Raw genomic sequence first — 26,683 nt, 5'->3', positions numbered from 1 at the left:
CATATATTCTGTACGTTGATCGTTAATGTGCATGAATCTCATATAAATGATCAAATTCAAGTGCTAAAGAGGCCAGTGTTGTTGTCTTAAGCTGTTGTGTCAGAATCTTTTGCGCGTCTTGTATTGCATGATCTAAAGCTGCATTCACTACACGCTCCACCAAACATTCTGGATTTTCTCTTTCATTGCCAATAGCGAAAATAGTCGGTTCACCCACAGCTTGATAAATATCCCACAACGTAATTTTTTCTAAATCTCCTGTTAACTGCCAACCGCCACCTGCGCCTTTCTCTGAGTGTACAAAACCTGCCTTTTTTAGACCTGACATGGTTCGTCTGACCACGACTGGATTAGTGGAAAGCATCTGTGCGATTTCATCAGAGGTAAAAGTCTTATTTTGTCTTGCCATGTGAAGTAGTACATGAAGCATTCGAGATAGTTTACTGTCTGTACGCATTGAATCCACAAACAAAAAAGGAATTAAATTAAATGTAACATCAAAAGTTGCAAATTAAAATAAAAAGTATTAATGTAACTTTTAAAGTTACATTTTGGATTAAAATTATGCAGTACGATGTTGCCATTATTGGTGGAAGTTATGCTGGTCTGTCAGCAGCGATGCCCTTGGCAAGAGCGCGTAGAAAAGTGGCGGTGATTGATGCTGGGCAAAGACGGAATCGCTTTGCAGTGCATTCACATGGATTTTTAACACAGGATGGCAGTAAAGCCAGTGAAATTGTAGAGATTGCCAAGCAGCAGCTTTTAGCTTACCAGACTGTCGATTGGGAGAATGGTCGGGTGAAGCGTGTAGAAAAAGTTGAGGGTGGCTTTGCAATCTGTATTGATGCAACTCGGTCTATCACAGCAAAACGATTGATCATTGCTGCTGGAATCACTGATCAGCTTCCTGAAATTTTGGGTTTAGCTGAGCGTTGGGGCAAAAGCATTTTTCATTGTCCTTATTGTCATGGTTATGAGCTGAATCAAGGCAAGATCGGGATTATTGCCAGTTCTGAGCACGCGGCGCATATGGCAATGATGTTACCTGATTGGGGTGATACCACGCTGTTCTTGAATGATTATCCAGTGGAAGAGGAGTTACTTGATCAATTAGCCACTCGAGGTGTTCGTGTAGAAAAACGATTAATTCAGGAAATTATTGGACACAGTAATGTGTTACTCGCAGATGGTTCTGTTATTCAGTTGGATGGTATTTTTGTCACTAGCAAATGTATACTGGCTCAGGATTGGATTTTCAAGCTCGGTTGTGAAATTGAAAAAAATTCAATGGGGCAAGCAATAAAAACTAATGCAATGAAGGAAACATCGGTGACAGGTGTCTTTGCTTGTGGTGATGTTGCGCGTTTAGGTGGTTCAGTGCCACTCGCAGTTGGTGATGGTATGATGGCAGGCGTTGCCGCACATCGCTCTTTAATTTTTAACACATAATAAAAAAGCTAGAGTGAAACTCTAGCTTTTTTTGTCTCGGAAAATCATGTGACTTAGTGGTTTTCCGAAGCATGGTTGATGGTGTATTTAGGAATTTCGATTTCTAAATCTTCATCAATAATTGCAACTTGGCAAGACAGGCGAGAGTCAGGCTCTAACCCCCATGCGCGGTCAAGCAAGTCTGCTTCTACATCATTCATTTCTTCAAGGCTGTCAAAACCTTTACGCACAACCACATGGCAGGTCGTACATGCCGCTGACATATCGCAAGCATGTTCAATTTTAATACCTTGTTTTAATAAACTTTGGCATAAATTGGCATTTTGTTCGACTTCAAATTCTGCACCTTCTGGGCAAATTTGTGCATGAGGAAGAACTTTAATACGTGGCATATTGATCACCTATACCTTTAGTTTGAGTTTGACCAATCTTCAAGTTTCGTACCTTTTAAGGCATGGTCAATATGTCGATTCATACGAAGTGCCGCAAAGGCATCGCTGTGAATTTTAAGTTGTTGAACAGCATTTTCAATCGCTTCAAGCTCATCGGTTTTAAGGCGAGCTTTTAACGCTTCAGCAGCAAGAATCAAGTCACGTGCCTGTTGCTGAGAAAGTAAGTCAGTATCTGCTTTTAACGCTTGCTCTAATGCTTCTAACTCACGTTGTGCTTCAACTTTGGTCTCTTGCAAATGGCGAAGTTGTTTATCTTCCTCAGCATATTTGAAACCATCAACAAGTAAACGCTCAGTATCCGCTGCCGATAAACCATATGATGGTTTGATATCAATCTGTGCTTGTACACCCGAAGTCGTTTCTTTTGCTGCTACGGTGAGTAGGCCATCTGCATCGACTTGAAAGGTGACTTCAATACGTGCTTGACCTGCAGTCATTGGAGGGATGCCATGTAATACAAAGCGACCCAATGAGCGACAATGCTCAACCAAATCACGCTCACCTTGTACCACATGAATCAACATGGCAGTTTGACCATCTTGATATGTGGTAAATTCTTGGCGACGTGCGACTGGAATTGCAGTATTGCGTGAAATCAAGCGTTCAACTAAGCCACCCATGGTTTCTAGACCAAGAGACAGTGGGGTAACATCAAGCAGTAAAGAACCATCTTGGCTATTGCCGATTAACTGATTCGCAGTAATTGATGCACCAATTGCAACCACTTCGTCTGGATTGATCGTACAGAGTGGTTCACGTTCAAATAATTCGCGCACTGCTTTTTTAACTGCATAAGAGCGAGTCGAACCACCGACTAGAACGACATGTTCAATTTCATCGAGGTTAAGTTTGGCATCACGTAATACACGCTTGCAGACACTCATGGTTTTATCGAGTGCAACTTGAATAATTGATTCAAATGTTGGACGGTCTAAAGTGAGACGATCATCCAATAACTTTAATTCAGCAGTGTCATGGTCAGTTAAATATTCTTTGGCTTGACGTGCAGCGACAACAAATACGGCATATTCTTCATCGCTTAAAGTGTCGATATTGAGCTGTTTTTTCGCCCATTTCACGATTAAACGATCAAGGTCATCACCACCAAGCGCAGTATGTCCACCTGTTGCGAGAACTTCAAATACGCCTTGTGAAAAACGTAAGATTGATACGTCAAACGTCCCACCACCTAGGTCATAAATCACATAGTTACGATCTGTGCTGAGGTTGGTTTCTTGATCTAGTCCATAAGCAACGGCTGCGGCAGTTGGTTCATTTAATAGACGTAGAACATTTAAGCCTGCAAGTTGCGCTGCATCACGTGTCGCTTGACGCTGTGCTTCATCAAAATAAGCAGGAACAGTAATCACTGCACCATTTACAGGGTTATTTAGACTAGCTTCTGCACGATCTTTCAATTGTTTTAAGATTTCAGCCGAAATTTCAACAGGTGTTTTACGACCAGCAGCAGTTTCAAATGCTGGCATTTCATTTTCTGCGCCAACAAGTGTGTAGGGGTGTTGAAACTTGATATCTGCTTGTGAGCGACCCATAAAGCGTTTCACTGAAACGACAGTATTTTTAGGGTCAGTCAGCATAAAGGGTTTGGCTTCATAACCAAACGTCGTTAAATCTTTGGTGTAATGAACAATAGACGGAAGTAAAACACGATCTTTGTCATCTTGTAGAACTTTCGGTTTTCCCGATAGCACTGTCGCCACTAAAGAGTGGGTTGTCCCTAAGTCAATGCCAATCGCAATACGGTGCTGATGTGGAGCAGTAGATTGACCAGGTTCAGCAATTTGCAAAAGTGTCATGCGTGAGATATCCCTTGAAAATAATTGGTAACAGCGGATTAAAAATCATCGTCTAGGTCGAAGCTATCTTCTTCATCCAACATACGATCTTCAGCTTTATCAATATCATTCATGACACGTTGGAAAAAGCGTAGCTTACGAACGGTATCACGTGCTTCAGCCCAGTCTTCATCTGCGTAATCGATTTTGAATTCGCGGACTAAGCTATCAATCCATTGCTGAATTTCAACTTTTAATGTGTGAAGCTGTTCTGTCGAAGTAGCTTCGTCAAGTTGTTCACGCATTTCGAGTGCAGATTGCAAGAACTCAAAATCACTAATCGATTGATCAAGATGATGGTCTTGTTTTTTGAGGGCAAGCAGGTAAGCAGCACGACTATCAACTTGTGATAATACTTTATAAGCTTGATTGATTTCGCTTGACTTGATCAAAGCTTGATCTTTGTCACTGGCTTTATCTGGGTGATATTGCTGTTGCAAACTTAAAAACTGTTTTTTTAAAGTCGCTAAATCTATATCGAGTGCTTCGGGTAGTTGGAACAACTCAAAATGATTCATGGGAGATGAATTCCGCTATTGATAAATATGTGAAAACAGTGCGGAACACACTGTTTTGACAAGAAAAAAGGGTGGTTGTCGTTAAACGGTAAATGATTCACCGCAACCACATTCACCTTTTTGATTTGGATTGTTAAACTCAAAGCCTTCATTGAGACCATTTTTAACATAATCCATCTCTAAACCAGCGAGATAAACTAAGCTTTTAGGGTCAACGAAGACTTTAACGCCGAGTTGTTCAAATACTTGGTCATGCGTGTCGATATCATCAACAAACTCAAGTACATAAGCCAATCCAGAACAACCCGAAGTTTTCACACCAATACGAATGCCTTCACCCTTACCTCGATTTTGCAGGTAATTGCTGATGTGAGTCGCAGCATTTTCAGTTAAATGGATCATGAAAACTCCAATAATTTTTCAGTAATCACACAGCTTTCGCTTTTTTACCACGATAGTCTTCAATCGCAGCTTTAATTGCATCTTCAGCCAATACAGAACAGTGTACTTTTACTGGTGGAAGTGCAAGCTCGGTTGCAATATCAATGTTTTTGATTGATTGAGCTTCATCAAGTGTCTTGCCTTTTAACCATTCGGTGACAAGCGAACTTGATGCAATTGCAGAACCACAACCGTAAGTTTTGAAGCGAGCTTCTTCAATTACGCCATTGTCGTCAACTTGGATCTGTAAACGCATTACGTCGCCACAAGCTGGTGCACCGACCATACCTGTACCTACGTTTTCTGCATTTTTGTCTAAAATACCAACATTACGAGGGTTTTCGTAATGATCGATTACTTTTTCACTATAAGCCATGTCGCTTCTCCAAAACTCGGGGTCAGCCTAATATTAATATGAGGGTTAAAACACGTTTTTCAATTGAGCATTCAATGAATTAGTGTTCAGCCCATTCAACTGTTGAAAGGTCGATACCTTCTTTATACATATCCCAAAGCGGAGAAAGCTCACGTAATTTCTCAACAGCAGCTTTGGTAATCGTTAACACGTGGTCAATATCTGCTTCAGTCGTGTATTTACCAAAACTGAAACGGATAGAGCTGTGTGCCAACTCATCAGATAAACCTAAAGCACGTAATACATATGAAGGCTCTAAAGTTGCAGATGTACATGCTGAACCACTTGATACTGCAAGATCTTTTAACGCCATCATCAATGACTCACCTTCAACGAAGTTAAAGCTGACATTAAGATAGTTTGCAACGTTTTCAGTTGGGTGGCCATTCAAGAACACTTGCTCAAGGTCTTGGAAGCCATTCCAAAGTTTGTCACGTAGGTGGCGAAGACGCTCTTGTTCTGCTTGCATGGTTTTACCAGCAATTTCAAAAGCTTCACCCATACCTACAATTTGATGAGTTGCTAAAGTGCCAGAACGCATACCGCGCTCATGACCACCACCATGCATTTGTGCTTTTAAGCGAACACGTGGGCTACGACGAACGAAAAGTGCACCGATGCCTTTAGGGCCATAAATTTTGTGACCAGAGAAACTCATCAAATCAACTTTCATGGTTGAAAGATCAATTTCAACTTTACCTGCGGCTTGAGCAGCATCAACATGCAAGAATGTTTTATTTGCACGTGTTAATTCACCAATTGCTGCCACGTCAGTGACTGTACCAATTTCGTTGTTCACCATCATGAGTGAAACAAGGATTGTATCTGGACGTAAAGCAGCTTGAACCATTTTAGGTGTAATTAAACCTGTACGTGGTTCTGGTTCTAAATAAGTAATCTCAAAACCTTGTTCTTCAAGTTCACGACAAGTATCTAACACTGCTTTGTGTTCGATTTTACTGGTAATGATGTGTTTGCCTCTTGAACCGTAGAACTGAGCAATACCTTTAAGTGCTAAGTTGTCAGATTCAGTTGCACCAGAAGTCCAAACGATCTCACGTGGATCTGCTTTAACTAAGTTTGCAACTTGCTCACGTGCATATTCAGCTTTTTCTTCGGCTTGCCAACCATAAGCATGTGAACGTGACGCAGGATTACCAAAAGTTCCTTCGAACGTTAAACATTCCATCATGCGTTCTGCAACTTCAGGCAGTACAGGGGTGGTTGCTGCGTAATCAAGATAAATCGGACGTTTCATGTCAAATACCTGTAACCGATAGAAGAGCTGAATCTAAACTTACTGAGTTTTGACGGAGTGCAACAGTTTGAACATTGTCACGAGCAATCAAGTCTGCAAGAGAGATTTTTGCGAGATAATCGGCAATATGGTGGGAGAGTTCTTGCCATAAGTCATGCGTTAAGCACATCGCACCATTTTGGCAGTTGCCTTTATGGTCACAACGTGTTGCATCAACAGTTTCATTTACAGCTTCGATAATTTCTAGCACAGTAATTTCAGTTGCATTACGTGCAAGATGATATCCACCATTTGCACCACGAACACTTGAAACTAACCCATGTCGCTTAAGTTTTGCGAATAACTGTTCTAAATAGGCGACTGAGATGGACTGGCGTGCTGCTATTTCCGCAAGCGTGATCGTTTGTTCAGTTGGCTGCAAAGCTAAATCAAGTAGAGCAGTCACTGCGTAACGACCGCGAGTTGTAAGACGCATGATTCGGTACACATGGTTAGACTAGATGTCTAAATTTTATGAATTCCGACTAAAATAGTCAAGTTTTTTAATTGGCATTATGGGGTCGAAACGTGAAATATATCGGAATTATTGTATCCACATATTATAAACAAAAAATCCTATAAAAATAAAGCTGAATACAACAAAACTGATGTTAATCCAACGTTGGCGTTTTTGCAGGCGATGAATGCGGTTCTGATATTGTTTGACTTCAACCAATAACGTATTAATTTCAGAACGTTGCTGATCAATTTTATCAAGTAAAGGTGCAATTCGTTGCTGTGAAGCAATTGCTTCAGCATCGCTATCAAAAGCATTAAACCATTGTTTCCAATTGGCAAGTATATTGGTGAGTGTGAGATGAGGGATTAAGTCCATTAATTCCTCTTGCAGGGTTGCATCACCTAAAATACGCATATTGTAGATGCTACGTTGATTGTTAAATACGAAAATTTTGATGAGATCAATGAGTGTGCTGTTTATTTCCAAATCGACTTTACGATCTAGAGCCTTCATATCAAACAAAATCCCTTTTTTAGTAAATTGAACATAAAAGTCAAAAAAAGGAATATAACTGTTAATGCGAATGGTAACTTTTTGGTCGATCAATTTTTTTGCTTGCAAGCGCAAAGTTGCATCATGCGTAAGAATGAATGAGAAAAAAGTTTCTAAAACAATAATGACAATGTTTAGCAACAAATGTGGGTGTTTATGTCTTTGTTGCGTATCACTCATAGCTCTGTTTATCCTTACTAATCACACTATAAACTCATAAAGTTTGTAAATTTGAGCATCCATACTCAATTGTTAAAAATAATTTACATGACTTTATTGCTTTGTAGAACAGTTTTTTAAAACGATCAAGTCCTAACTTTGATATTATAAAAACATTTTTATGGTTAAATACGACATACTGTTTGTAAAGTGCTTGGGAGCAATGATCAATGGATAACTCAAATATAGAAAATCCTAGTGAGGAATGTGAGGTAAAAAATAAATTAAAATCAAAGAGTTCGAAGAAATCTGCACTTGATTTCAAAAAGTATACACAACAGATTTGGCTGGCTGGTTTAGGGGCTTTTTCTCGTGCTGAAGAAGAAGGAAATAAATTATTTGACTCTTTAGTCAAAGTGGGGGAAGAACTAGAATCTAAGACAGTAGACTTTGCTGACAATACTGTAGTTAAAGTTACAGAGAAAGCAAAAGAATCTGTTACTGATACTAAAGATAAAGTTGAAAAAATTTTAGATAGTGGTGTGAATCATTCTTTAAATCGCATTGGTTTGGTTACGCCGAAAGACCTCCAGCATATTGAACAACTTTTGGTTCAATTACACATCAAAGTAGATGCTTTAATTGAAGAAAATAACCAGTTAAAGACGAAATTGAATAAAAAGTAAAAAAATTATAGGCACTCGTCCGTTTATGTCGTATTTCAGTATTTATTTTTACTAAAAAGCCTTTCTAGTATTGCGTTCTCCCCTAAAGCATTGCTATAAAGGCGGCATGGCCTTTTAAACTATAGCCTTGGATCTTAACAAACGATATTAAGAGGATATTTTTTATCATGAATAAATCAGAATTAATTGATGCGATTGCTGAAAAAGGGGGAGTATCTAAGTCGGATGCTGGTAAGGCACTCGATGCAACAATTGCGTCAATCACTGAAGCACTTAAAAGCGGTGATACGGTTACTTTAGTTGGTTTTGGTACATTTAGCGTTAAAGAACGTGCTGCACGTACTGGTCGTAATCCTAAAACAGGTGAAGAGCTCCAAATTAAAGCAAGCAAAGTACCTAGTTTTAAACCAGGTAAGGGTTTAAAAGATTCAGTTGCGTAATCTTTTTAAATCAAAAAACGCACCATTTTGGGTGCGTTTTTTATTTATTGAATGAAATAGCTAATTTGATCTTTATTCTGCATTCATTCGCTTTGGTTTTTCAGTTAAAATTGCCCCGAAATAAAATATTGGAATTCTCATGGAATCTTTTCGTACCCTCATTAAGGGTTGGTTGGGTAAAGTCCTGCTCGTTTTGTTTTTGACTCCTTTAGCGCTTGTCGGTATTGAAGGATATTTTAGTGGTAGCAATAAAGCAGACGTTGCGAAATCAGTTAACGGGCAAGATATTTCTAATAAAGAATTAGAAAGTGCAACCAAAAATTATAAAGATCAATATTTATCTTTGGTGAAAGGTGATGAGTCCCTTTTAAATCAGCCTGTGATTCAGCAAAAAGCATTAGATGCACTAATTGCACGCTCTCTTTTGCAACAACAGGCTAAAAAATTAGGTATTTCTTTAAGTGATACTCAAATTGAGCAAATGTTGGCGCAACAACCAAGCTTTCAGGAAAATGGTAAGTTTTCTCAAAAGTTATATGAAAACTACTTGCGCTCACAAGGAATGACTAATCAGGCTTTAATTGCGAGCTTACGTCAAGACCATGCTTTGAAAATGATTTCATCGACCTTGTTGGATTACGCATTGGTAAGTCAGTCTGATTTACATCAACTTGCAAATTTGCAAACTGAACAACGGACCTTGCATTTAGCAAGTATTAAGTTAGATGATTATAAAAAAGGTCTAACAGCATCAACTCAAGAGATTGCAGACTACTACAGCAAGCATAAAAATGAATTTAAGCAAGTTGCGAGTGTTGATGTTGATTATGTGGTTCTAAGTCCAGCGTTATTACCTCAAACCAATTTAAGCATTACTGAGGCTGATTTACAGCTAGCTTATAAAGCATTTGCTGAAAAGCAGCAGAAAGATGCAAAACCAGAAGTTAAGCATATTTTGATTACCACTGATTCGCGTGATGCAGCAGCTGCGAAGAAACTTGCGGATGATGTGTATGCGAAGATTCAGGCGGGCATGACATTTGCTCAGGCTGCTATTCAATTTTCTGAAGATCCAGGCTCAAAAGCACAAGGTGGTTTGGTTGATGCTTATGCACCTGGTATTTTTTCAGCAGATTTTGATAATGCAGTGAAAGCATTGAAAAGTGGTCAAATTTCTAAACCTGTAAAAACTCAATATGGTTATCATATTATTGAGACAACTGCACCCGTTGCGAGTGTTCCATCATTTGATGCTGAAAAATCGCGTTTAACAGCAGAAGTTCAAAAAACAAAGTTGGCTAATTTATTTAGTGACACGGTAAATAGTCTAAATGAAATGGTTGTAGGAAATGATTCCTTAGATGCAGTTGCTCAAGAAGTAAAGGGTGCTCGTGTTGAATCTGTTAATGGTGTGACCTTAACAACTCAGAACCCTTATTTAGGTGATTTGAGTGTTAAAGCGAAATTGTTTAATGATGATGTGAAAAATGGTGATCGTAACGCATCCTCTAATATCCAATTAGCAAGTGGTGATACGGTTTGGATTAAAGTTCGTAATTACCATGCAGCAGGGGTTAAACCTTTAGATCAAGCGACTGCTGAAGTAAAAATTAAAGTTATCGAAGCAAAGGCTTATAAAGCAGCTCAAGCAAAAATTGCAAAAATTTTAGCTGATTTTAAAACACAGCCAGCTGCACAAGTTGTTGCAAAATCACAAGTTACTTTTGAAGATGCAGGCACATTTGCTCGTTCGCAAGGTTTAAGACGTGCGATTGAACGTGCTGCGTTTAGTATTCCTGCGCCAACGAAAGAGGGCATGTGGTCAGCTACGACAGCAAAACTACCAAATGAGTTGGTTATTGTAGCGGTTTCTAATGTGAACACCAGTGCTGCAAATGAATTACTAGCAGATCAAATGGCGGAGTTAACAAAGTTGTATCAACAATTCCGTGGTCAACAACTCCTAGAAGACTATACTGATTATTTAAAATCACAGGCAAAGATCAAATAAGTTTGGTCTAAGCTTGAACATAAAAAAGCCAGTTCTTATGAACTGGCTTTTTTATAGGTTTATACATTCGATTATTTTTTCTGAATGAATTTTGCTTCTTCAGATTGTGGATATTGATTAAGTAATTTGGCTTTATATTGATTGGTCAGTGCTGTATTTTTATCGACTTCCTTAGAGATGCTATACAGTTGATACATCGCACGAGATGCCTTGGCTGAGCTAGGGTAGCGTGTAACGACAATATTATAATTTTGTTTAGCGGCCTTATAGTCGACAGGTTCGGCCGCTAAGTAAAATTCAGCTAACCAAAAATAAGCATTTCCAACATAAATCCCATTCGGGTGATTTTTAATAAAATTTTGCATCGGTTGGATGGCTTTTTTAGCACCACCTTGTTTGTAAGCATCAAGTGCAACGGTATACGCTGCTTTTTCTAGCTCGATTTGGCTATTGGTATTGCTCGTTGTGGCATTGTTTGGTTTTGGTTGTACAACTGGTGCTTGGGTTGTTGAATCTTGTTTAGCTGGTGCGGTAGAGGGTGTTGCAGGGAGTGTTGTTGAAGGTGTTGTTGTTTCTGCTTTGGGTGCTTCAGTTGTCGTTGTATTCTCTGTTTCTGTGTTTTCTTCTGGTGGATCAATTTTCTGAGAAAGCAATTCTAAGCGTTGATCTAAGTCGGTATACCGATTTGCTAGTTCTTTTTTCAATTGTTCAATCGAATTATCATGTTCCTCGAGTTGACCACGTAATTTGCGTACTTCTTCTTCGAGTTTTTGGTTTTTTTGAATAAGATCCCAATTTAAGTTTGAGCCAGCAGTGGAGAGGTTGGTTGTGTCTACAATCGGTTGACTTAATGCACGGGATTCAATTGGAACATTTGCATATAAATGTGCGCTAGTGAGTAGGGCAGTAAAAAGTACAGAATACTTTTTTAGCATAAAAATTCATCCATAAAGTTGAAAAACCGTGAGCGAACAAGTCCTCATTTTTACTTGTAGCACACTAGATCTATGTTTTTGATTTAGTCATTAAAGCAGTAACTCATTTAAATGCAATAAGCATTTACAATCTTCAAGCATTTTTAAATAGAATTTATTTTTATTGTGCATGGTTTGTACAAATTTAGGTTTTAAAAGTCGAAAATGATATTTTTTGCTGCTGAATTAATCAATTGAATCAAAAAACTAATTAAAAACAGAGACAAGTCTTGCAACAACAATAAAAATCTCTATACTTGGTCGGGCAATGGTAGCCCTGCTGGTAGCTTCGCAATTGTACTCTACGAACCCCGCCAGGACCGGAAGGTAGCAACGGTAGTAGAACTATGATGTGCCGAGGTCATGCTAGTGGGGCTGCCACCATTCATTCTTCGCTCGTTCGAGCAATTGTTTTCATGATCACATCCATATCAAAGCCTCGATATTGTAAAAATCGAATTTGTCTTGCTTTAATTTTTGGATCATGTGTGACTTCTTCTCCAAATTTTTTGACTTTGAGTTGATATGCTTGTTCAAGCCAATCGACGTCTTGAAGTTCTTCTGTAATAAGTTCGGCATCTAATTGTTTTGCTTTCAGTACTTGTTTAATACGCTGTAAACCTTTTCCTTTTCTGATTTGGCTTGCTAAGGTTAGCTCAGCTACACGTTGATCGCTTTGATAATTTTGTTGTGCTAATTCTTCAACAAGATGAGAAACTTCATCGGGATTGATCGCGTATAGATTTAACTTTGCAATCAATTCGGCTTGAGAATAATCACGACGTGTGAGTAGGGCGAAGGCATATGAACGTAATCTGGAGCCTGTCAGTGTTTTTGGTTTTTCTATTTTTTCAGAATGAAACATAATATCCTCATGAAAGAAAAACGCCCCGAAGGGCGTTTCAGTTTAGCTTTCTAAAAAATCTGGTTCTTTTTCATCTTCAGTTTGTGCAGCTTCATTCTTATTTTTGGTGAGGAGTTGCTCGCGAATGACTTTTTCAATTTCTTGAGCCATTACAGGATTCTCTTCAAAATGACGAATCACATTGTTTTTACCTTGCCCAATTTTATTGCCTTGATATGAATACCAAGCACCCGCTTTTTGCACGATCTCTTGTTGAACTGCTAAATCAACCAACTCACCTAATTGGTTTGTACCTTTGCCGTACATGATTTGGAACACAGCTTCTTTGAAAGGTGGTGCCATTTTATTTTTCACCACTTTGACGCGAGTTTCGTTACCTGTAATCTCATCGCCTTCTTTCACTGCACCAATGCGGCGAATATCTAAGCGAACAGATGCATAGAATTTAAGAGCATTACCACCTGTCGTAGTTTCTGGGCTACCAAACATTACACCAATCTTCATACGGATTTGGTTAATGAAGATCACCATGCAGTTTGAGCGTTTTGCATTACCAGTAATTTTACGTAATGCTTGGCTCATTAAACGTGCCTGTAAGCCCATGTGTGAGTCACCCATTTCACCTTCAATCTCGGCTTTAGGGGTGAGTGCAGCAACAGAGTCGACAACGATCAGATCAATTGCGCCTGAGCGAACCAGCATATCTGCGATTTCGAGTGCTTGTTCGCCGTGGTCGGGCTGAGAAACCAGTAGGTTATCAATATCTACACCCAACTTACGTGCGTATTCTGGGTCTAATGCATGCTCGGCATCAATAAAGGCACATGTACCCCCATTTTTCTGACATTGTGCAATTGCTTGTAATGTCATAGTGGTTTTACCTGATGATTCAGGGCCGTAAATTTCGACGATACGACCTTTAGGTAATCCACCAATTCCTAATGCGATATCAAGCGTTAAAGAACCTGTAGAGACAGCTTCAACGGCTAGTACCGTGTTGTCACCCAGACGCATGACTGTATTTTTACCAAATTGCTTTTCAATCTGACCTAACGCAGCTTGTAGCGCTTTACTTTTATTATCATCCATCTCAAAACCTCAAAACTTTATCTTCTTAACGACTAACCCAAGTGGATGTACTGAATCTCAACTTGTTGGGACTTAGGTATAGTGGCAGATTCTAGTTGTTTATTCTACATCTGATCTGTGTTTGTACGACACAAGATGACGCACCCAAAATGAGAAAATTTTATTCATCATGGTAAGACCACGACTGTACATTTTCCTGTTTAAAACGATTGATATCACGACGATCTTTTTTACTTGGTCGATGATCTGGTCGGGCTAGATTATGCAATTTTCGCTGTGATGCATGCAACTCTCTGCGTTCAATACTTTCTGTGGTTTCTTCATAGAGTAATTGGGCTGCGGGCGCACCACCACGTATCGTAGAGAGTGCTTTCACAACCACAGTTTTTTTCTCAAAACCCTGCTGAATAGTGAGTTCCATACCAATACGGACGTCTCTAGAAACTTTAACACGATCATTATTGTGATGGACTTTACCACCTTCAATTGCAGCTTTGGCAATCGAGCGTGTTTTAAAAAAACGTGCAACCCAAAGCCATTTGTCAATCCGCATGGCATCCATGCTGTCTGGTTCATGCTGTTTTGGCATCGGTGACCTGTATGTTGTTTTCAATATAATCTAAGAGATCATTGAGATGATCAAGTGCAGGGTAAGGCAGCTCTGTCGGTGTTCTGGCTGGCTTGGCACTAGAGGGTTGTAAAATGCTAAAGAGTTGGGTAATACCAAAATCTTCTGCACCCTGAAGCACCGCAACCGTATCATCAATAAATATCGCTTGTGCTGGGTCGAAGGGATGCATTTCTTGTAATTTTTGCCAAAAAGCGACTTCTTCTTTGGCATGCCCTAATTCTTCACTGCTGATCATGAGTTCAAAGTAGGAACTGAGTTCTACATTTTCAAGCTTGAGTTGTAAGCCTGCACGATCAGCATTGGTCAGTAACCAACAGCGATAGCCTTGTGCTTTCAGCTGCTTTAGGAGTTGAAAGCAACCGCTACGGGCACAAATTTTTTCACGATGCTCATGTTGTAATTGTAAAACATCAACACCAACTTTAGCTGTCCAATACGCCGAAGAATACCAAGATAGTGTATGCTTATGTTGTTTGTAAAATTGGAATAGTGTCTGTTGGCTTTGCTCTAAACTGCATTGATGTGTTTGCGCATGTCGTTCAGGCAAACAATGATTCCAAATGAAATCATCAAAGGCTAAATCAAGTAAAGTACCATCCATGTCAAACATGGCGATAGGCTGCTGCTGTAAATCTGAATATGACATAAGGCTGATCTATGTTTATTAAAACGTGTGCCCCACAAGATTCCTTTATTTCGAAACTTGTACCAATTATGGCGCAGGCAACTCAAATATTATTGGAAGAATATCAAAATTATTGTGCAGGTGGTGAGTTTAATATTCAGGAAAAAAGTGATGATTCACCTGTGACTCAAGCGGATTTAAAGGTAAATCGCTTTTTGTTAAAGCATTTGGCTGAATTTACACCTGAGTTGCCTGTGTTGTCTGAGGAGGGTGATTATTCAGCTCGGCAAGCGTGGCAGTGTTGTTGGATGCTTGATCCTTTAGATGGAACGAAAGAATTTATTCATGAGCGTGATGAGTTTACGATTAATTTAAGTTTGATCGAAGGTAATGAGACGACCTTTGCAATTATTTCTGTGCCATGTGAGCAGGTCATGTACATTGGTTATCAGTCACAATTACCTTATAAATATAGTTTTAGCCGTCAAGAGTGGTTTCAATATCAAGTCGAAGAACATGATTTGGCAACACCACTTCAAATTGGTTTGAGTCATAACAGTAAAAATCCGAAGTATAAAAATTTTATTGAGCCGATTTTGCAACATCGGACTGTGGCACGACGTGAGGCGGGCAGTGCTTATAAATTTTGTATGATGCTAGAAGGTGAAATTGATATTTATCCACGATTTCATCCAACCTCAGAGTGGGATACTAGTTCAGGGCAGGCATTGTTAGAAAGTATCGGTGGTGGTTTGATGACTTTAGATGGGAAATCATTTCAATACAATCAGCGTGAAACGGTATTGAATGGTGGTTTTATTGCTTTTAGAGATCAGTATTGCAAAAAAATTGCTTATGAGGCCTTGGCGCATTCAGGCATTTTAGATTGAGTCTTGTCGTCTGCATGGTATAGTGAGCTAAATTTAAGCTTGTATGTGAATATGGCCCTGCATTTATTGCCCAAAAGCATGTTTGAAGCAATTGATTTACTCCCAGACGCTTCAACACCTGTCACTTTGTTTACTCGTCACTCTTTGCGTGAGTTGGTGAATGGGCAGGGTTTCGCTGGTTATGACTTGCAATTAACGGAGCAAGGACGAGATTTGGCTTATGCGTGGGGGCAGTATTTAATCAATAATACCGACCGAGCGATTCAGCATTGTATTTCAAGCCCGATTCAGCGTTGTGTAGATACTGCTGCATTAATGATTCAGGGTGCAGATGGGATTCACGAGGCAATAAATACGCATACGATCGAAATTGTTGAACAGCGATTATTGGTAGAGCCTGGAAGCTTTGTATTAGATATTCAGCAGGCTGCACCTTATTTTCGCCAGCAGGGTGCATTAGGGTTTATTAATAGTTTTGTGAATAATGCTTTGCCAGGGATGAAACATCCTATAACAGGTGTATTTGATGTATTGGAATTACTCTATCACACACACCCGACTCAGCATCAAGGTTTAAGTTTGGCGGTGAGTCATGACACAATACTTGCTGCGATTGTGGCGGTGATTTCAGGTCAAAATCAAATAGAGAAGTCGGATTGGCCTGAGATGATGGAAGGTTTATTTGTGTGGTTTGAAGGGGAAGATTTTAGTAATAGTAAGTTAAAGTGGATTTGGCGTGGTCAAAAACAAGAGCTTGTTATTAAGGATTTTCAAAACAAATAATATTCTGTTTGATCAGTGTGATTTGATTGAATGTGATTTAAAAGATAAATAATAACGAACATGTGAACTGGAAAATTCAAGACCATAAAAAAGCCCGAAAATTCGGGCTTTTTTATATACATCAAATTAGTTAGCTAATGCTTTAATTTGAGTATTTAAGCGGCTCTTGTGACGAGCAGCTTTGTTTTTGTGAATGATGCCTTTATCAGCCATACGGTCGATTACAGGTACAGCTGTTTTATAAGCTTCTGAAGCAACAGCATAATCACCAGCAGCGATCGCATTTACAGTACGTTTGATATAAGTACGAACCATAGAACGTAAGCTTGCGTTGTGTTTACGCGCTTTAACGTTTTGACGAGCACGTTTTTTAGCTTGAGCAGAGTTTGCCACTCGTGCACTCCTTAAAAATAAGTTGGTCTGGGCGGGCGCTGAAGTTAAAACCAAAAATATTGGTAACATTCACCAGCCCGTAAACAAGTGCCATATTTTGAGGAAAGTAAGCCCCGAAGTCAAGCCTTGTGACACTTTTAAGTACATTTAACAGGTGATAATCTTATAAGAAAACGTTACATTAAGCCTAATCATAAGTTGGAATAAATAAAAATGAGAATAGGCGATAAAAAGGCAATTGTTATTGGTGCTACAGGACTAGTAGGTGAAGCACTTGTAGATAAATTACAACAGTCTAATGACTTTAATTTGATTACTGTTGTTGTAAGAAAAAATTCTGATAAATTAAAATCTTATAGTAAGGTTTCGCAACTTGTTCTAGAAGATTTTTTATTGTTGAATGATGAAGATGTCAGTGCTCATACACATGCATTTAGTTGCTTAGGTAGTACGATCAAACAAGCGGGATCGAAAGACGCATTTTATGCAATTGACTATGAAATTAATGCTCATTTTGCTGATCTAATTCAGGATAAAAATATTCATTTATTGGTTGTTAGTGCATTGGGAGCGAATGCTAATTCACCAGTTTTCTATAATAAGGTTAAAGGTGAACTGGAAAATTACTTAAAAAGCTTGTCAATTTACAAGCTCTCTATCTTCCAGCCTTCACTGTTAATTGGTAAACGAAGCGAAGTGCGTGTATTAGAGGATATGGCACAAACGGTATTTAAATTTGTTGAAAAAACATGGACTAAACCGTTTAAATATAAGCCTGTAACCGCAGAGCAATTGGCGCATACTATGCTAAGTGCGGCTCAGACTCAGACAGCAGCATTCAAGCTGTACGATAATTTGATGATACAACAAACCCAATAATGGAGACTTTCAGTGACAACGATTCCTTTTGTAACTTGTGATTTGTTAGATGATAATCCTGAGAAAGACTTACAAGTGGTAACACCATCTTTAGATGGTAAGTTTTTTAAAAGTTATGGCGCACGTAAAACTTTTGGTGGGCAAGTTGTCACAGTAAAGTGTTTTGAAGACAACTCTCGCGTTAAAGAACTTTTGGCAACGGATGGTACAGGTAAAGTATTGGTTGTCGATGGCGGTGCATCTATGCGTTGTGCTTTGATGGGGGATTTAATTGCTGAGTCCGCAGTGAATCACCATTGGAATGGCGTTGTGATTTATGGTTGTGTACGTGATGTGGATGCAATTGCAGAACTTGATTTAGGTGTACATGCATTGGCAGCAATTCCACAAAAAAGTAATCGTAAAGGCATAGGTGAAGTGGATATTACACTGTATTTTGGTGGTGTGACGATCAATTCTGGCGATTATATCTATGCGGATAATAATGGCATTGTGATCGCGAAAGAAAAACTAGTTGACTGCTAAAGGATAGCGATATGCTCAAAATGGCGAACCATCAATTCAAGGTTTTACAATCTGTTGTTGCCACACTAATTGAAGGCGGAAGAGGTGTGATGGGAACACCACAACCAAACCAGCCAGTGAAAGCGCTAAAGCTTTATGAGTTTGAAGGTTCACCATTTTGTCGTCGTGTTCGTGAAGTTGTTACGTTATTAAATTTAGATGTGGAAATTTATCCATGTCCGAAAGGTGGTCAAAAATACCGCCAAATCGTTAAAGAAAAAGGTGGTAAAAGACAGTTTCCATTTTTGATTGATGAAAATACAGGTGATCAACTCTATGAGTCACAAGAGATCATTCATCATTTATTCAAACACTATGGGAAAACTGGGAAAACGCCGAAAAAATTTAGCCATTATCCAAAACTTCCTTATGTTTCGGCTTTGGCATCGGTTGCCAATGCAGCTCGTGGCGTGTCGATTAATAAAAAAATTATAGATCGAGCAGCACCAGCACAATTGCTCGAATTGTGGAGTTTTGAGGCAAGCCCCTATACACGTTTGGTTCGTGAAGTTCTCACTGAGCTAGAAATTCCATATATTTTGCATAATGTTGCTAAAGAACGTTGGCAAGATATGGGGCCAGCAATCTTGCGTTTAAAACCTGGTCAATATATTCCATTACCGAATGGAAAGCGCGAAAAGGTTGTTGAAGTGATGGGACGAGATATTCAAGTGCCATATTTGATTGATCCAAACACAGGTGTGAAGATGTTTGAGTCAGCGAAGATTGTCGATTACTTGAAAAAGCAGTATGGTTAATGAATTACAGAAAAGCATCTTTTAGAAGATGCTTTTTTTATCAGCGTCGTAGCTGGTTGCTTCTCTGATGTATTTAGCTGTTTAATACAATCGAAATATAGTGATGTGATTTATAAATGTTAAGCCAACTGACTAATCTATTTAAAAGCACCAAAGAGACGCCTGAGCAGTTATTTTTAAAAGAACATGCTTTATCATTTGATGTAGAGAAAGGCGCGATTCTGCATGGTGTGGTGCTGAATGAGTTGGGCTTTCGTTTGGAATATTTTTCCAATCGAAAATTAGACCGATTTGATGATTTAGAAAAGCTATTTAGGATTGCACCACAAATTAATGAAAAGATTGATTTGGAATTGCACTCACAACGTTTTGTTGAGCGCTTAGGAAATACAGAAGAAAATCTAAAAGAGTTAAAGCAAATAATTAAAGTTTTAAATGACTATTATGTGAAGTTTAAACGGGCGAGATAGCCTAAGTAATGAGATGATCTTTAAAGTGTAACATCCAAACAATAAAACTCATGAACCAAAGACAAACAGCGAAAAATATAATAATAGATAAATGTCTTTCTTCACCTGCTAAAAAGTGAAGTAGTACAAAACATAGTCCTAAAAATAGGAAGATGTTTATAATAAACAACCACATATTTTAATATCCATGGGTGATTTGGTAGTGTACTTTACTGGTTAGTATATAAGGTAAACAAATACAGGAAGAAAGAAAATAGATAAAATTAAAGTTGAATACATAGCTCATCGTAAAAAATGAAACACTACAAAGGATGCTATTCAATACTCTTCTATAACCCTGTAGGCTTTCAACGGGATATTTGTTTAAAGCCTTTTTAAAAGATAATTCCGCAAGATAAAACCCAAAGAAAAATAATAGAACCAATAAAATTGGATGCCAGACACTTATATAAAAAAGTTGGTCAAATAGAAATGATTGCATGTGCTTTATATTTTTATAGATATTTGTTTATTTAATCATATTTATAATAAAAAAGGGAATAAATCAAAAGATTTAATCCCCTTTTTTGATCAAGCTAACGATTATTTTTCAATAATCGCCGTTACACCTTGACCACCCGCAGCACAGATCGAAACTAAGATACGACCTGAACCTTTTTGGTTTAAGATTTTCGCAGCAGTCGCGATGATACGACCACCAGTCGCAGCGAATGGGTGACCCGCAGCTAAAGAAGAACCTTTAACGTTTAATTTGCTACGATCAATTGAACCTAAAGGTGCATCTAAGCCTAAACGCTCTTTACAGAATTTCTCATCTTCCCAAGCTTTCAAGGTAGAAAGTACTTGTGATGCAAATGCTTCATGGATTTCATAGTAGTCGAAATCTTGAAGGGTGAGACCAGCACGCTCAAGCATACGTGGAACTGCATAAGCAGGCGCCATCAATAAGCCTTCTTTCTTACCAACGAAATCAACCGCAGCAGTTTCAGAGAAAGTTAAGTAAGCAAGAACTTCATGACCGTTTGCTTTAGCCCATTCTTCAGAAGCTAAAAGTACACATGATGCACCATCAGTAAGTGGCGTAGAGTTACCCGCTGTCATTGTTGCAGCTTCGCCTTTACCAAATACTGGTTTTAATTTTGCTAATTTCTCAGCAGTAGAGTCAGCACGTAAGTTGTTGTCACGGCTTAAACCTAAGAATGGCGTGATTAAGTCATCGAAGAAACCTTCTTCGTATGCTTTTGCCATTTTTTGATGAGAAGCAGCAGCTAATTCATCTTGAGCTTCACGAGCAATGTTCCATTCTAAAGCGGTAATTGCAGCATGATCACCCATTGCAAGACCTGTACGTGGCTCACCATTCTTAGGTGCATCCATAAGATCTTTAACATTGATTTTTGCTAAAGCTTTTAGGCGGTCTTTACCTGTTTTAGCAATGTTAAGCTCAAGTAAAGCTTTACGTAAACCATCACCAAAAGCGATTGGCGCATCAGAAGTTGTATCCACGCCACCTGCGATACCCACTTCGATTTGACCTAAAGCAATCTTGTTTGCAACAAGGAATGCAGCTTGTAAACCAGTACCACATGCTTGTTGAAGATCAAACGCTGGTGTTTCTGGTGCAAGTTGAGTATTCAACACACATTCACGTGTCATGTTGAAATCACGGCTGTGTTTTAATACTGCACCAGCAACGACTTCACCTAAACGTTGACCTTGGAGGTTGAAACGCTCAACCAAACCGTTTAACGAAGCTGTAAACATGTCAATGTTAGAAGCTGTAAAATAAGCGCCGTTAGAGCGAGCGAAAGGAATACGGTTACCGCCGATAATGGCAACACGGCGAACAGTGTTTTGGCTCATGGTTTTATCCTGTTGAACAGAAGGTTTGGTTGTTTTTGATGGTGCTGCTTTTGTAGATGTAGAAGAAGCAGTTGTTTTCGTACTACGACCTGTAGAACGAGGACGAGTCGTTTTAGTTGTCGTACTTGCTGCTTTAGAACTTGTGTCAGCACTTTTACCAGTAGTAGAAGTTGCTTTTGATGTATTTGACACAGTTTCTTGAGCAGAATTCTCGACTGCTGGATTTTCTTGAGTTGTTTTGCTCATAAGGCTTTTCCAAGCATAATTGCGATATTCTTGGTGTAAACAATATCATATTTCCAATACTGCTGTATTGACTAGAATGACGCTTTAGACCACATTCAGGTCAAGACATCCAGACATGAACTCAAGTATGATTTGCTGTGAGTCAATCAAACATTAATTTCATGTTATATCCCGAACATGATTCAGGTGTTTGTAAAAAATTCATTTGTATGAGAGATAATAATCATGACCGATCAATACCAAGCATTTACACAATCACCTTTGGGTAAATTTGTTGTAAAAAATTTAGGTTTACCATCGCCAGTTAGCTTAGATCGTTTTGAAAATGCCCAACCTGTTGTAAATGGTGCAGTATTGCTTGGCGCAGCACCTTCAAGCACAATTTCTGCTTCTATTGCTCAAATTCTTAGCAATATCCATGCAGATAGTTATGTCGGCAATAATGTTGAATTACAACAAACAGCTGCAAAAGTAGGTTTAAATCTTCGCCCTTTAAATGCGGATGATAAAGAGTCTAAATTTAAAGCAGTTGTATTTGATGCTTCTGGTATCCAAGATTCTGAACAATTAAAAGCGTTGTATAACTTTTTTAATCCAATCGCTCGCCAAATTTCAAGTTCAGGTCGTGTGATTGTAATTGGTACAACACCTGAAACGGCTAAGACTGTAAAACAAGCAATTGCACAACGTGCGCTTGAAGGTTTTGTGAAGTCTGCTGGTAAAGAATTCAAAAAAGGTATTACTGCTCAAGTGGTTTATGTAGACCAAGGTGCTGAAGCAAACTTAGAATCAACGCTACGTTTCTTAATTTCACCACGTTCAGCTTATGTTTCTGGTCAAGTGATCCGTATTTCTAAAGCAGAAACAGTGAAATTAGATTGGGCGAAGCCACTTGCAGGTAAAACTGCATTAGTGACTGGTGCTAGCCGTGGTATTGGTGAAGCGATTGCGAATGTACTTGCTCGTGATGGCGCGCATGTGATTTGTTTAGATGTTCCACAACAACAAGCTGATCTTGAGCGTGTTGCAGGTTCAATTGGTGGTTCAGTATTGGCGATTGACATTACTGCTGCTGATGCAGGCGAGAAAATCAAAACTGCTGCTGCAAAACAAGGTGGTTTAGATGCGATTGTTCACAATGCAGGGATTACTCGTGACAAAACTTTGGCGAATATGAAGCCTGAGCTTTGGGATCTAGTCATCAATATTAACTTGTCTTCAATTGAACGTGTTAACGATTACTTACTTTCTAATGATGGTTTAAATGCAAATGGTCGTATCGTTTGTGTATCATCAATCAGTGGTATTGCGGGTAATTTAGGTCAAACCAACTATGCAGTGTCTAAAGCAGGTGTAATTGGTTTGGTTAAATTTACTGCACCAACATTGAAGAATGGTATTACCATCAATGCGGTTGCACCTGGTTTCATTGAAACGCAAATGACTGCTGCGATTCCATTTGCGATTCGTGAAGCGGGTCGTCGTATGAACTCAATGAATCAAGGTGGTTTACCTGTAGATGTGGCTGAAGCAATTGCTTGGTATGCTTCTACTGGTTCAACAGGCGTGACAGGCAACGTTGTTCGTGTATGCGGTCAAAGCTTGTTGGGCGCTTAAGCGTTAAAAGTTTTGAAGAGGGGTGCTTGTGCATCCCTTTTTTATAAAAATATAGAAAGGTTCAATATGAATACACGCCATTTTAGTCAATTACCAAAACCTTATTTAGCTTATCCAAAGGTCATTCAAGGTTTAATTTTTAAAAAGCCAAAAGGCGAAAAAGTATTACCACAAGTTGAATATGTGGTAGATACATTGAAGATTGATGCAAAACATTTAGAAAGCTATAACGAAGTTTGTGGTTCTAAAAATGATGGTTTTGTTCCGGCAATTTATCTAGCTGTGTTGTCTCAAAGCTTGCAAATGCACATGATGACGAGCGAAGCATTTCCATTCGCAATTTTAGGTTTGGTACATATTCGTAACCAAATCAAACAAACACGTAAAATCGCTGTAAATGAGCAAATTACGTTGTCATGTAAATTTGGCGAACTTCAGCCACATGATAAAGGCTTACAATTCGATTTCATTACAACTGCCAAAGTGGGCGGTGAAGTGGTGATGGAAAGTTTAACGACTTATTTATCACGTCAAAAAACTGAGAAAAAAGCTTCTGAAAAATCGAAAGACTCTAAAGAGCCTGCATATCAGCCAAAAGCAGAATGGAATATTTCTGAGAATACTGGTCGCCGCTACGCATTGATTTCAGGTGATTTTAACTTGATTCATATTCATGCAGTCACAGCTAAAGCATTTGGTTTTAAACAAGCGATTGCACATGGGATGTGGAGTAAGGCAAAAGCTTTGGCGAGTATTGAGTTACCAACTGCTTATGAAGCAGATGTTTGGTTTAAATTGCCGATGTATTTACCATCAACTGTTGAGTTTTTAACAGCTGCTGAATCAAAACAAACTGACTTCTTGATTCGTAACGTTAAATCTAAAAAGCCGCATGTTGCGGGAACAGTGAAAGCACTTTAATACTGAATCGTATGATTGAGTCAGTAATGCTGATCAGTTAAGCGTAATTTCATTATTACTGATTAATAAATCTCCCCTAACCCCTCTTTGAAAAAGAGGGGAACACCATTGAATTCAACACTGTATTGAATTTTGAAATACTCCCTCCTTTGAAAAAGGTGAGAAGCATTGCTTCACAAGGGGAATTAAAAATACTTAACTGATTGGCATTCTGGTTGAGTCAGCCCTTTTATCCGTAAAAGAGTTATTTAAAGAATATAAATATCATAAGGATATGTGCATTGATTAAAGAGATTTTATTTGCCGATACGCATAACTATCATGGCAATGTTGATGAGCGTTTTATTGACTTAGCAACCCAATTCAGTCGTTTGCAAGATGCACGAAGCCATCAAGGCGGTGCGGCATTGGTGGTTTATTTCAAAGGTCAGAAAGTTGTCGATATTTTTACAGGTAAGAAATCTCAAGAAGAAGATTGGCAATCTGATACTTTGGCAATGTGTTATTCGACAGGTAAAGGAATTTTAGCAACGCTTGCACATATTTTAGTGAGTGAAGGCTTACTTGATTATGATCAGCCAATTGCACATTATTGGCCTGAGTTTGCCCAAAATGGTAAAGCGAATATGACATTGCGTCATGTTTTATCGCATCAGAGTGGTTTATTCGATATTCGTAATACGATTGAGTCAGCAACAGAAATGTTGGATTGGTCGCATATGTTAGAGGTAATGGCAGCTGCTACACCACGTTTTGCAGCAGGACAAAGTTTTGCTTATCAACCGCTGACTTATGGTTGGCTCGTGGGTGGGGTGATTGAAAAAGCAGCGAAACAGCCTTTAAGTTGGTTAATGCAACGTTATCTAGTGCAACCACTTGAGTTGAATGGTGCATATTTTGGTACACCAACTTCTGAATTGCAGCGGGTAGCACGGTTACTTGAAAAACCTAAAAAACCATCTGCACCAAAGCCACAAGTTAAAAAAACAGATCAACCACGTGCAGCCTCTTTGTCAGAAAAATTCTTAGAACTTTCAGGACAAAGCCCTCAAGATTTCCAAGATGCGATGATTCCAAAAGGCATGCGTAATTTTAGTTTTTATAGTGATGCTGGTTTACAAGCTGTGATTCCTGCCGCTAATGGCGTGTTTACTGCTGATAGTCTTGCCAAAGTATATGCCATGCTTGCCAATCAAGGGCAGTGGAATGGTCAACAATTGATTCGTCCAGAAGTGTTTAAGCAGTTAAGCACTGTACAATCTAAAGCACGTGATCGAGTGATGCCAATTCCAATGCATTGGCGTTTGGGTTATCACCGTATTTTGACGATGGGCAAACGTGCGCCACATGGTTTTGGTCATGTTGGTTTTAATGGTTCTGGAGCGTGGTGTGATCCAGATCGTGAACTGAGTTTTGCTTATACGCATAATTTTAATATGACCTCTGCAACAGGTGATTATCGTTTGTGGGGTTTAAGCCAAGAAACCTTGCGTTGTGCAGATGCAATTTTAAATGGGCGGAAAGGCTGGTTTTAATTTGATCTGGTGTAATGAGGCTGCCTATAATAAATAACAGCCTCACATTTATTTTAAATTTATTAACTTTCTTAAAAATGCAGTAATTGTTTAGAAAAAAATCAGCTTCGAGATTTATACTAAATCTATATTTTATTTATCTAAATTTTGTTTTTAAATAGCTCTGCCTGAATAATCGCGTCAGTATGTCTTTTAAAATCTACCTCATTTAAACCATTCAATCCCAGTTTATAAATACCTTCTAGCCCACAGACAAAGGCAATCAACCGCCATGCAATATCATAGCTGTCTGTATCGAAATGGAATTCACCATGATTTTGTCCCTCATCTATTATGCGAACAATAGAACGATGCCAATCTTGCATGGCAATATTATAGGCAAATTTAATTTCTTGATCCTGATCAATTAAAACTTCGGCTTCATTCCAGAGTCGTAAATAGGGTTGAATTTGTTCAATATTTTCACATCCAAGTAGAAGTGAGAGGCGTTGTAAATAATTTGTAGTATGAACTTGGTTTTCAATCTCATCAAGTTGCTGCATAAGCTTAATAAATGCTTCTGCTTTTAAATGCGAGTTAGAAGTAAAATGATGATGGACTTGCCCAGTTGATGTTTGTGCTTCGGTGGCAATACGGCGAACGGTCATCGCAGAAAAACCTTCGTGCAAGGCAACCTGCATGGCTGCTTGTAGAATCATTTCACGACGTTGTTCTTTATTTAAATAAGCCATACATTCAGTGCCTTAGGCAGTAGTCACAAACACGAACAAAATAACGCATATTTTAAAATTGGACAAGTGTTCAATTTTGATTATAATAACACCAACTTGAACGCATGTCCAAT

At 38.7% G+C, this 26,683-nt stretch carries 30 protein-coding genes and 1 other RNA gene; 14 read left to right on the top strand and 17 right to left on the bottom strand.

Annotated elements, in window-relative coordinates; translation table 11 throughout:
* Window positions 1-22: 22 nt before the first annotated feature.
* Window positions 23-457 (bottom strand): Rrf2 family transcriptional regulator, encoded by a 435-nt coding sequence (locus tag C502_RS0106730; RefSeq protein ID WP_018678064.1) that lies wholly within the window; start codon window positions 455-457, stop codon window positions 23-25.
* A gap of 107 nt (window positions 458-564) precedes the next feature.
* On the opposite strand from C502_RS0106730, the gene C502_RS0106725 reads away from it, so the two are divergent.
* Window positions 565-1,449, top strand: coding sequence for an NAD(P)/FAD-dependent oxidoreductase (locus C502_RS0106725; protein WP_018678063.1), 885 nt, complete (start codon window positions 565-567; stop codon window positions 1,447-1,449).
* Window positions 1,450-1,502: 53 nt separating this feature from the next.
* On the opposite strand, the gene fdx is transcribed toward C502_RS0106725, so the two are convergent.
* The 8 genes from fdx to C502_RS0106685 form a co-directional block, all read right to left on the bottom strand.
* Entirely contained in the window at window positions 1,503-1,841 is a 339-nt protein-coding gene (fdx, locus tag C502_RS0106720) for an ISC system 2Fe-2S type ferredoxin (RefSeq protein ID WP_018678062.1), read from the bottom strand.
* A gap of 17 nt (window positions 1,842-1,858) precedes the next feature.
* Window positions 1,859-3,718 carry a Fe-S protein assembly chaperone HscA gene (gene hscA / locus C502_RS0106715; protein ID WP_018678061.1) on the bottom strand — a complete coding sequence of 620 codons (1,860 nt, stop codon included), beginning with the start codon at window positions 3,716-3,718 and terminating at the stop codon, window positions 1,859-1,861.
* 38 nt (window positions 3,719-3,756) lie between these two features.
* The gene (gene hscB / locus C502_RS0106710; protein ID WP_018678060.1) at window positions 3,757-4,275 is read right to left on the bottom strand and encodes a Fe-S protein assembly co-chaperone HscB; all 519 of its coding nucleotides are present in this window, start codon (window positions 4,273-4,275) and stop codon (window positions 3,757-3,759) included.
* 81 nt (window positions 4,276-4,356) lie between these two features.
* A complete protein-coding gene (iscA, locus tag C502_RS0106705; protein ID WP_018678059.1) occupies window positions 4,357-4,677 on the bottom strand; it encodes an iron-sulfur cluster assembly protein IscA in 321 nt (106 codons plus the stop codon).
* Between the two features lie 25 nt (window positions 4,678-4,702).
* Complete coding sequence (gene iscU, locus C502_RS0106700) at window positions 4,703-5,092, bottom strand: Fe-S cluster assembly scaffold IscU (RefSeq protein WP_018678058.1); 390 nt, start codon at window positions 5,090-5,092, stop codon at window positions 4,703-4,705.
* A gap of 79 nt (window positions 5,093-5,171) precedes the next feature.
* Entirely contained in the window at window positions 5,172-6,389 is a 1,218-nt protein-coding gene (locus C502_RS0106695) for an IscS subfamily cysteine desulfurase (RefSeq protein WP_018678057.1), read from the bottom strand.
* Window position 6,390: 1 nt separating this feature from the next.
* Window positions 6,391-6,864: an Rrf2 family transcriptional regulator gene (locus C502_RS0106690; RefSeq protein WP_004878735.1), complete on the bottom strand. Its 474-nt coding sequence runs from the start codon at window positions 6,862-6,864 to the stop codon at window positions 6,391-6,393.
* 108 nt (window positions 6,865-6,972) lie between these two features.
* A complete protein-coding gene (locus C502_RS0106685) occupies window positions 6,973-7,620 on the bottom strand; it encodes a hypothetical protein (protein ID WP_018678056.1) in 648 nt (215 codons plus the stop codon).
* Window positions 7,621-7,829: 209 nt separating this feature from the next.
* On the opposite strand from C502_RS0106685, the gene C502_RS0106680 reads away from it, so the two are divergent.
* The 3 genes from C502_RS0106680 (at window position 7,830) to C502_RS0106670 (ending at window position 10,736) form a co-directional block, all read left to right on the top strand.
* Window positions 7,830-8,285 carry a phasin family protein gene (locus C502_RS0106680; RefSeq protein WP_018678055.1) on the top strand — a complete coding sequence of 152 codons (456 nt, stop codon included), beginning with the start codon at window positions 7,830-7,832 and terminating at the stop codon, window positions 8,283-8,285.
* A 167-nt stretch (window positions 8,286-8,452) separates the two neighbouring features.
* Entirely contained in the window at window positions 8,453-8,725 is a 273-nt protein-coding gene (locus tag C502_RS0106675) for an HU family DNA-binding protein (protein WP_004661469.1), read from the top strand.
* Window positions 8,726-8,864: 139 nt separating this feature from the next.
* Window positions 8,865-10,736: a SurA N-terminal domain-containing protein gene (locus tag C502_RS0106670; protein ID WP_018678054.1), complete on the top strand. Its 1,872-nt coding sequence runs from the start codon at window positions 8,865-8,867 to the stop codon at window positions 10,734-10,736.
* A 71-nt stretch (window positions 10,737-10,807) separates the two neighbouring features.
* Here the strand turns inward: C502_RS0106670 and C502_RS0106665 are convergent, their stop codons facing one another.
* Complete coding sequence (locus C502_RS0106665) at window positions 10,808-11,671, bottom strand: YbgF trimerization domain-containing protein (protein WP_018678053.1); 864 nt, start codon at window positions 11,669-11,671, stop codon at window positions 10,808-10,810.
* Between the two features lie 317 nt (window positions 11,672-11,988).
* On the opposite strand from C502_RS0106665, the gene ffs reads away from it, so the two are divergent.
* Window positions 11,989-12,085, top strand: an RNA gene (gene ffs, locus C502_RS18790) — signal recognition particle sRNA small type.
* Window positions 12,086-12,095: 10 nt separating this feature from the next.
* Here ffs and C502_RS0106660 read toward each other — a convergent pair.
* The 4 genes from C502_RS0106660 to C502_RS0106645 form a co-directional block, all read right to left on the bottom strand.
* Entirely contained in the window at window positions 12,096-12,575 is a 480-nt protein-coding gene (locus C502_RS0106660) for a regulatory protein RecX (RefSeq protein WP_018678052.1), read from the bottom strand.
* A 42-nt stretch (window positions 12,576-12,617) separates the two neighbouring features.
* Window positions 12,618-13,664 carry a recombinase RecA gene (recA, locus tag C502_RS0106655; protein WP_018678051.1) on the bottom strand — a complete coding sequence of 349 codons (1,047 nt, stop codon included), beginning with the start codon at window positions 13,662-13,664 and terminating at the stop codon, window positions 12,618-12,620.
* 160 nt (window positions 13,665-13,824) lie between these two features.
* Window positions 13,825-14,253: an RNA-binding S4 domain-containing protein gene (locus C502_RS0106650; RefSeq protein WP_018678050.1), complete on the bottom strand. Its 429-nt coding sequence runs from the start codon at window positions 14,251-14,253 to the stop codon at window positions 13,825-13,827.
* The gene (locus C502_RS0106645; protein ID WP_018678049.1) at window positions 14,237-14,941 is read right to left on the bottom strand and encodes an HAD-IA family hydrolase; all 705 of its coding nucleotides are present in this window, start codon (window positions 14,939-14,941) and stop codon (window positions 14,237-14,239) included. The genes C502_RS0106650 and C502_RS0106645 overlap by 17 nt, the downstream gene beginning before the upstream one ends.
* 11 nt (window positions 14,942-14,952) lie before the next feature.
* Here C502_RS0106645 and C502_RS0106640 point away from each other — a divergent pair, with 11 nt between their 5' ends.
* On the top strand, window positions 14,953-15,810 hold the full coding sequence (locus C502_RS0106640; protein ID WP_018678048.1) for a 3'(2'),5'-bisphosphate nucleotidase CysQ family protein: 858 nt from the start codon (window positions 14,953-14,955) through the stop codon (window positions 15,808-15,810).
* 51 nt (window positions 15,811-15,861) lie between these two features.
* Window positions 15,862-16,593 carry a histidine phosphatase family protein gene (locus tag C502_RS0106635; protein WP_018678047.1) on the top strand — a complete coding sequence of 244 codons (732 nt, stop codon included), beginning with the start codon at window positions 15,862-15,864 and terminating at the stop codon, window positions 16,591-16,593.
* A gap of 126 nt (window positions 16,594-16,719) precedes the next feature.
* On the opposite strand, the gene rpsT is transcribed toward C502_RS0106635, so the two are convergent.
* On the bottom strand, window positions 16,720-16,986 hold the full coding sequence (gene rpsT, locus C502_RS0106630; protein ID WP_018678046.1) for a 30S ribosomal protein S20: 267 nt from the start codon (window positions 16,984-16,986) through the stop codon (window positions 16,720-16,722).
* Window positions 16,987-17,199: 213 nt separating this feature from the next.
* On the opposite strand from rpsT, the gene C502_RS0106625 reads away from it, so the two are divergent.
* The 4 genes from C502_RS0106625 to C502_RS0106610 all read left to right on the top strand — a co-directional run bounded on the left by C502_RS0106625 (window position 17,200) and on the right by C502_RS0106610 (window position 19,657).
* Window positions 17,200-17,865 (top strand): NAD(P)H-binding protein, encoded by a 666-nt coding sequence (locus C502_RS0106625; protein WP_018678045.1) that lies wholly within the window; start codon window positions 17,200-17,202, stop codon window positions 17,863-17,865.
* Between the two features lie 12 nt (window positions 17,866-17,877).
* On the top strand, window positions 17,878-18,390 hold the full coding sequence (gene rraA / locus C502_RS0106620; protein WP_018678044.1) for a ribonuclease E activity regulator RraA: 513 nt from the start codon (window positions 17,878-17,880) through the stop codon (window positions 18,388-18,390).
* Between the two features lie 11 nt (window positions 18,391-18,401).
* Window positions 18,402-19,187, top strand: a complete 786-nt coding sequence (locus C502_RS0106615) for a glutathione S-transferase N-terminal domain-containing protein (protein ID WP_018678043.1) — start codon at window positions 18,402-18,404, stop codon at window positions 19,185-19,187.
* Window positions 19,188-19,303: 116 nt separating this feature from the next.
* Complete coding sequence (locus C502_RS0106610) at window positions 19,304-19,657, top strand: hypothetical protein (RefSeq protein WP_018678042.1); 354 nt, start codon at window positions 19,304-19,306, stop codon at window positions 19,655-19,657.
* A gap of 582 nt (window positions 19,658-20,239) precedes the next feature.
* Here the strand turns inward: C502_RS0106610 and C502_RS0106600 are convergent.
* Window positions 20,240-21,766 carry an acetyl-CoA C-acetyltransferase gene (locus C502_RS0106600; protein WP_018678040.1) on the bottom strand — a complete coding sequence of 509 codons (1,527 nt, stop codon included), beginning with the start codon at window positions 21,764-21,766 and terminating at the stop codon, window positions 20,240-20,242.
* A gap of 225 nt (window positions 21,767-21,991) precedes the next feature.
* Here C502_RS0106600 and C502_RS0106595 point away from each other — a divergent pair, with 225 nt between their 5' ends.
* The 3 genes from C502_RS0106595 (at window position 21,992) to C502_RS0106585 (ending at window position 25,839) form a co-directional block, all read left to right on the top strand.
* Window positions 21,992-23,383, top strand: coding sequence for a 3-oxoacyl-ACP reductase (locus tag C502_RS0106595; protein WP_018678039.1), 1,392 nt, complete (start codon window positions 21,992-21,994; stop codon window positions 23,381-23,383).
* 66 nt (window positions 23,384-23,449) lie between these two features.
* Entirely contained in the window at window positions 23,450-24,304 is an 855-nt protein-coding gene (locus C502_RS0106590; RefSeq protein ID WP_018678038.1) for a MaoC family dehydratase, read from the top strand.
* Window positions 24,305-24,585: 281 nt separating this feature from the next.
* Window positions 24,586-25,839 carry a serine hydrolase domain-containing protein gene (locus tag C502_RS0106585; protein ID WP_018678037.1) on the top strand — a complete coding sequence of 418 codons (1,254 nt, stop codon included), beginning with the start codon at window positions 24,586-24,588 and terminating at the stop codon, window positions 25,837-25,839.
* Window positions 25,840-25,979: 140 nt separating this feature from the next.
* On the opposite strand, the gene C502_RS0106580 is transcribed toward C502_RS0106585, so the two are convergent.
* Complete coding sequence (locus tag C502_RS0106580; protein ID WP_018678036.1) at window positions 25,980-26,570, bottom strand: TetR family transcriptional regulator; 591 nt, start codon at window positions 26,568-26,570, stop codon at window positions 25,980-25,982.
* Window positions 26,571-26,683: the final 113 nt, after the last annotated feature.

It is taken from the genome of Acinetobacter tjernbergiae DSM 14971 = CIP 107465, assembly GCF_000374425.1.
Classification (GTDB): Bacteria; Pseudomonadota; Gammaproteobacteria; order Pseudomonadales; family Moraxellaceae; genus Acinetobacter; species Acinetobacter tjernbergiae.
Note: the sequence above shows the minus strand (reverse complement) of the source record. Positions and strands in the feature narration are given on the sequence as shown.

Excerpts from the sequence above, each read along its gene's own strand:
- C502_RS0106675 (WP_004661469.1), top strand. The coding sequence starts at position 8,453 with ATGAATAAATCAGAATTAATTGATGCGATTGCTGAAAAAGGGGGAGTA.
- C502_RS0106595 (WP_018678039.1), top strand. The coding sequence starts at position 21,992 with ATGACCGATCAATACCAAGCATTTACACAATCACCTTTGGGTAAATTT.
- C502_RS0106690 (WP_004878735.1), bottom strand. The coding sequence starts at position 6,864 with ATGCGTCTTACAACTCGCGGTCGTTACGCAGTGACTGCTCTACTTGAT.
- C502_RS0106685 (WP_018678056.1), bottom strand. The coding sequence starts at position 7,620 with ATGAGTGATACGCAACAAAGACATAAACACCCACATTTGTTGCTAAAC.
- iscU (WP_018678058.1), bottom strand. The coding sequence starts at position 5,092 with ATGGCTTATAGTGAAAAAGTAATCGATCATTACGAAAACCCTCGTAAT.
- C502_RS0106660 (WP_018678052.1), bottom strand. The coding sequence starts at position 12,575 with ATGTTTCATTCTGAAAAAATAGAAAAACCAAAAACACTGACAGGCTCC.
- C502_RS0106680 (WP_018678055.1), top strand. The coding sequence starts at position 7,830 with ATGGATAACTCAAATATAGAAAATCCTAGTGAGGAATGTGAGGTAAAA.
- C502_RS0106730 (WP_018678064.1), bottom strand. The coding sequence starts at position 457 with ATGCGTACAGACAGTAAACTATCTCGAATGCTTCATGTACTACTTCAC.
- hscB (WP_018678060.1), bottom strand. The coding sequence starts at position 4,275 with ATGAATCATTTTGAGTTGTTCCAACTACCCGAAGCACTCGATATAGAT.
- C502_RS0106625 (WP_018678045.1), top strand. The coding sequence starts at position 17,200 with ATGAGAATAGGCGATAAAAAGGCAATTGTTATTGGTGCTACAGGACTA.
- C502_RS0106645 (WP_018678049.1), bottom strand. The coding sequence starts at position 14,941 with ATGTCATATTCAGATTTACAGCAGCAGCCTATCGCCATGTTTGACATG.
- hscA (WP_018678061.1), bottom strand. The coding sequence starts at position 3,718 with ATGACACTTTTGCAAATTGCTGAACCTGGTCAATCTACTGCTCCACAT.
- C502_RS0106650 (WP_018678050.1), bottom strand. The coding sequence starts at position 14,253 with ATGCCAAAACAGCATGAACCAGACAGCATGGATGCCATGCGGATTGAC.
- recA (WP_018678051.1), bottom strand. The coding sequence starts at position 13,664 with ATGGATGATAATAAAAGTAAAGCGCTACAAGCTGCGTTAGGTCAGATT.
- C502_RS0106670 (WP_018678054.1), top strand. The coding sequence starts at position 8,865 with ATGGAATCTTTTCGTACCCTCATTAAGGGTTGGTTGGGTAAAGTCCTG.
- C502_RS0106725 (WP_018678063.1), top strand. The coding sequence starts at position 565 with ATGCAGTACGATGTTGCCATTATTGGTGGAAGTTATGCTGGTCTGTCA.
- C502_RS0106640 (WP_018678048.1), top strand. The coding sequence starts at position 14,953 with ATGTTTATTAAAACGTGTGCCCCACAAGATTCCTTTATTTCGAAACTT.
- C502_RS0106610 (WP_018678042.1), top strand. The coding sequence starts at position 19,304 with ATGTTAAGCCAACTGACTAATCTATTTAAAAGCACCAAAGAGACGCCT.
- fdx (WP_018678062.1), bottom strand. The coding sequence starts at position 1,841 with ATGCCACGTATTAAAGTTCTTCCTCATGCACAAATTTGCCCAGAAGGT.
- C502_RS0106590 (WP_018678038.1), top strand. The coding sequence starts at position 23,450 with ATGAATACACGCCATTTTAGTCAATTACCAAAACCTTATTTAGCTTAT.
- C502_RS0106635 (WP_018678047.1), top strand. The coding sequence starts at position 15,862 with ATGGCCCTGCATTTATTGCCCAAAAGCATGTTTGAAGCAATTGATTTA.
- C502_RS0106665 (WP_018678053.1), bottom strand. The coding sequence starts at position 11,671 with ATGCTAAAAAAGTATTCTGTACTTTTTACTGCCCTACTCACTAGCGCA.
- C502_RS0106615 (WP_018678043.1), top strand. The coding sequence starts at position 18,402 with ATGCTCAAAATGGCGAACCATCAATTCAAGGTTTTACAATCTGTTGTT.
- C502_RS0106695 (WP_018678057.1), bottom strand. The coding sequence starts at position 6,389 with ATGAAACGTCCGATTTATCTTGATTACGCAGCAACCACCCCTGTACTG.
- C502_RS0106600 (WP_018678040.1), bottom strand. The coding sequence starts at position 21,766 with ATGAGCAAAACAACTCAAGAAAATCCAGCAGTCGAGAATTCTGCTCAA.
- C502_RS0106580 (WP_018678036.1), bottom strand. The coding sequence starts at position 26,570 with ATGGCTTATTTAAATAAAGAACAACGTCGTGAAATGATTCTACAAGCA.
- iscA (WP_018678059.1), bottom strand. The coding sequence starts at position 4,677 with ATGATCCATTTAACTGAAAATGCTGCGACTCACATCAGCAATTACCTG.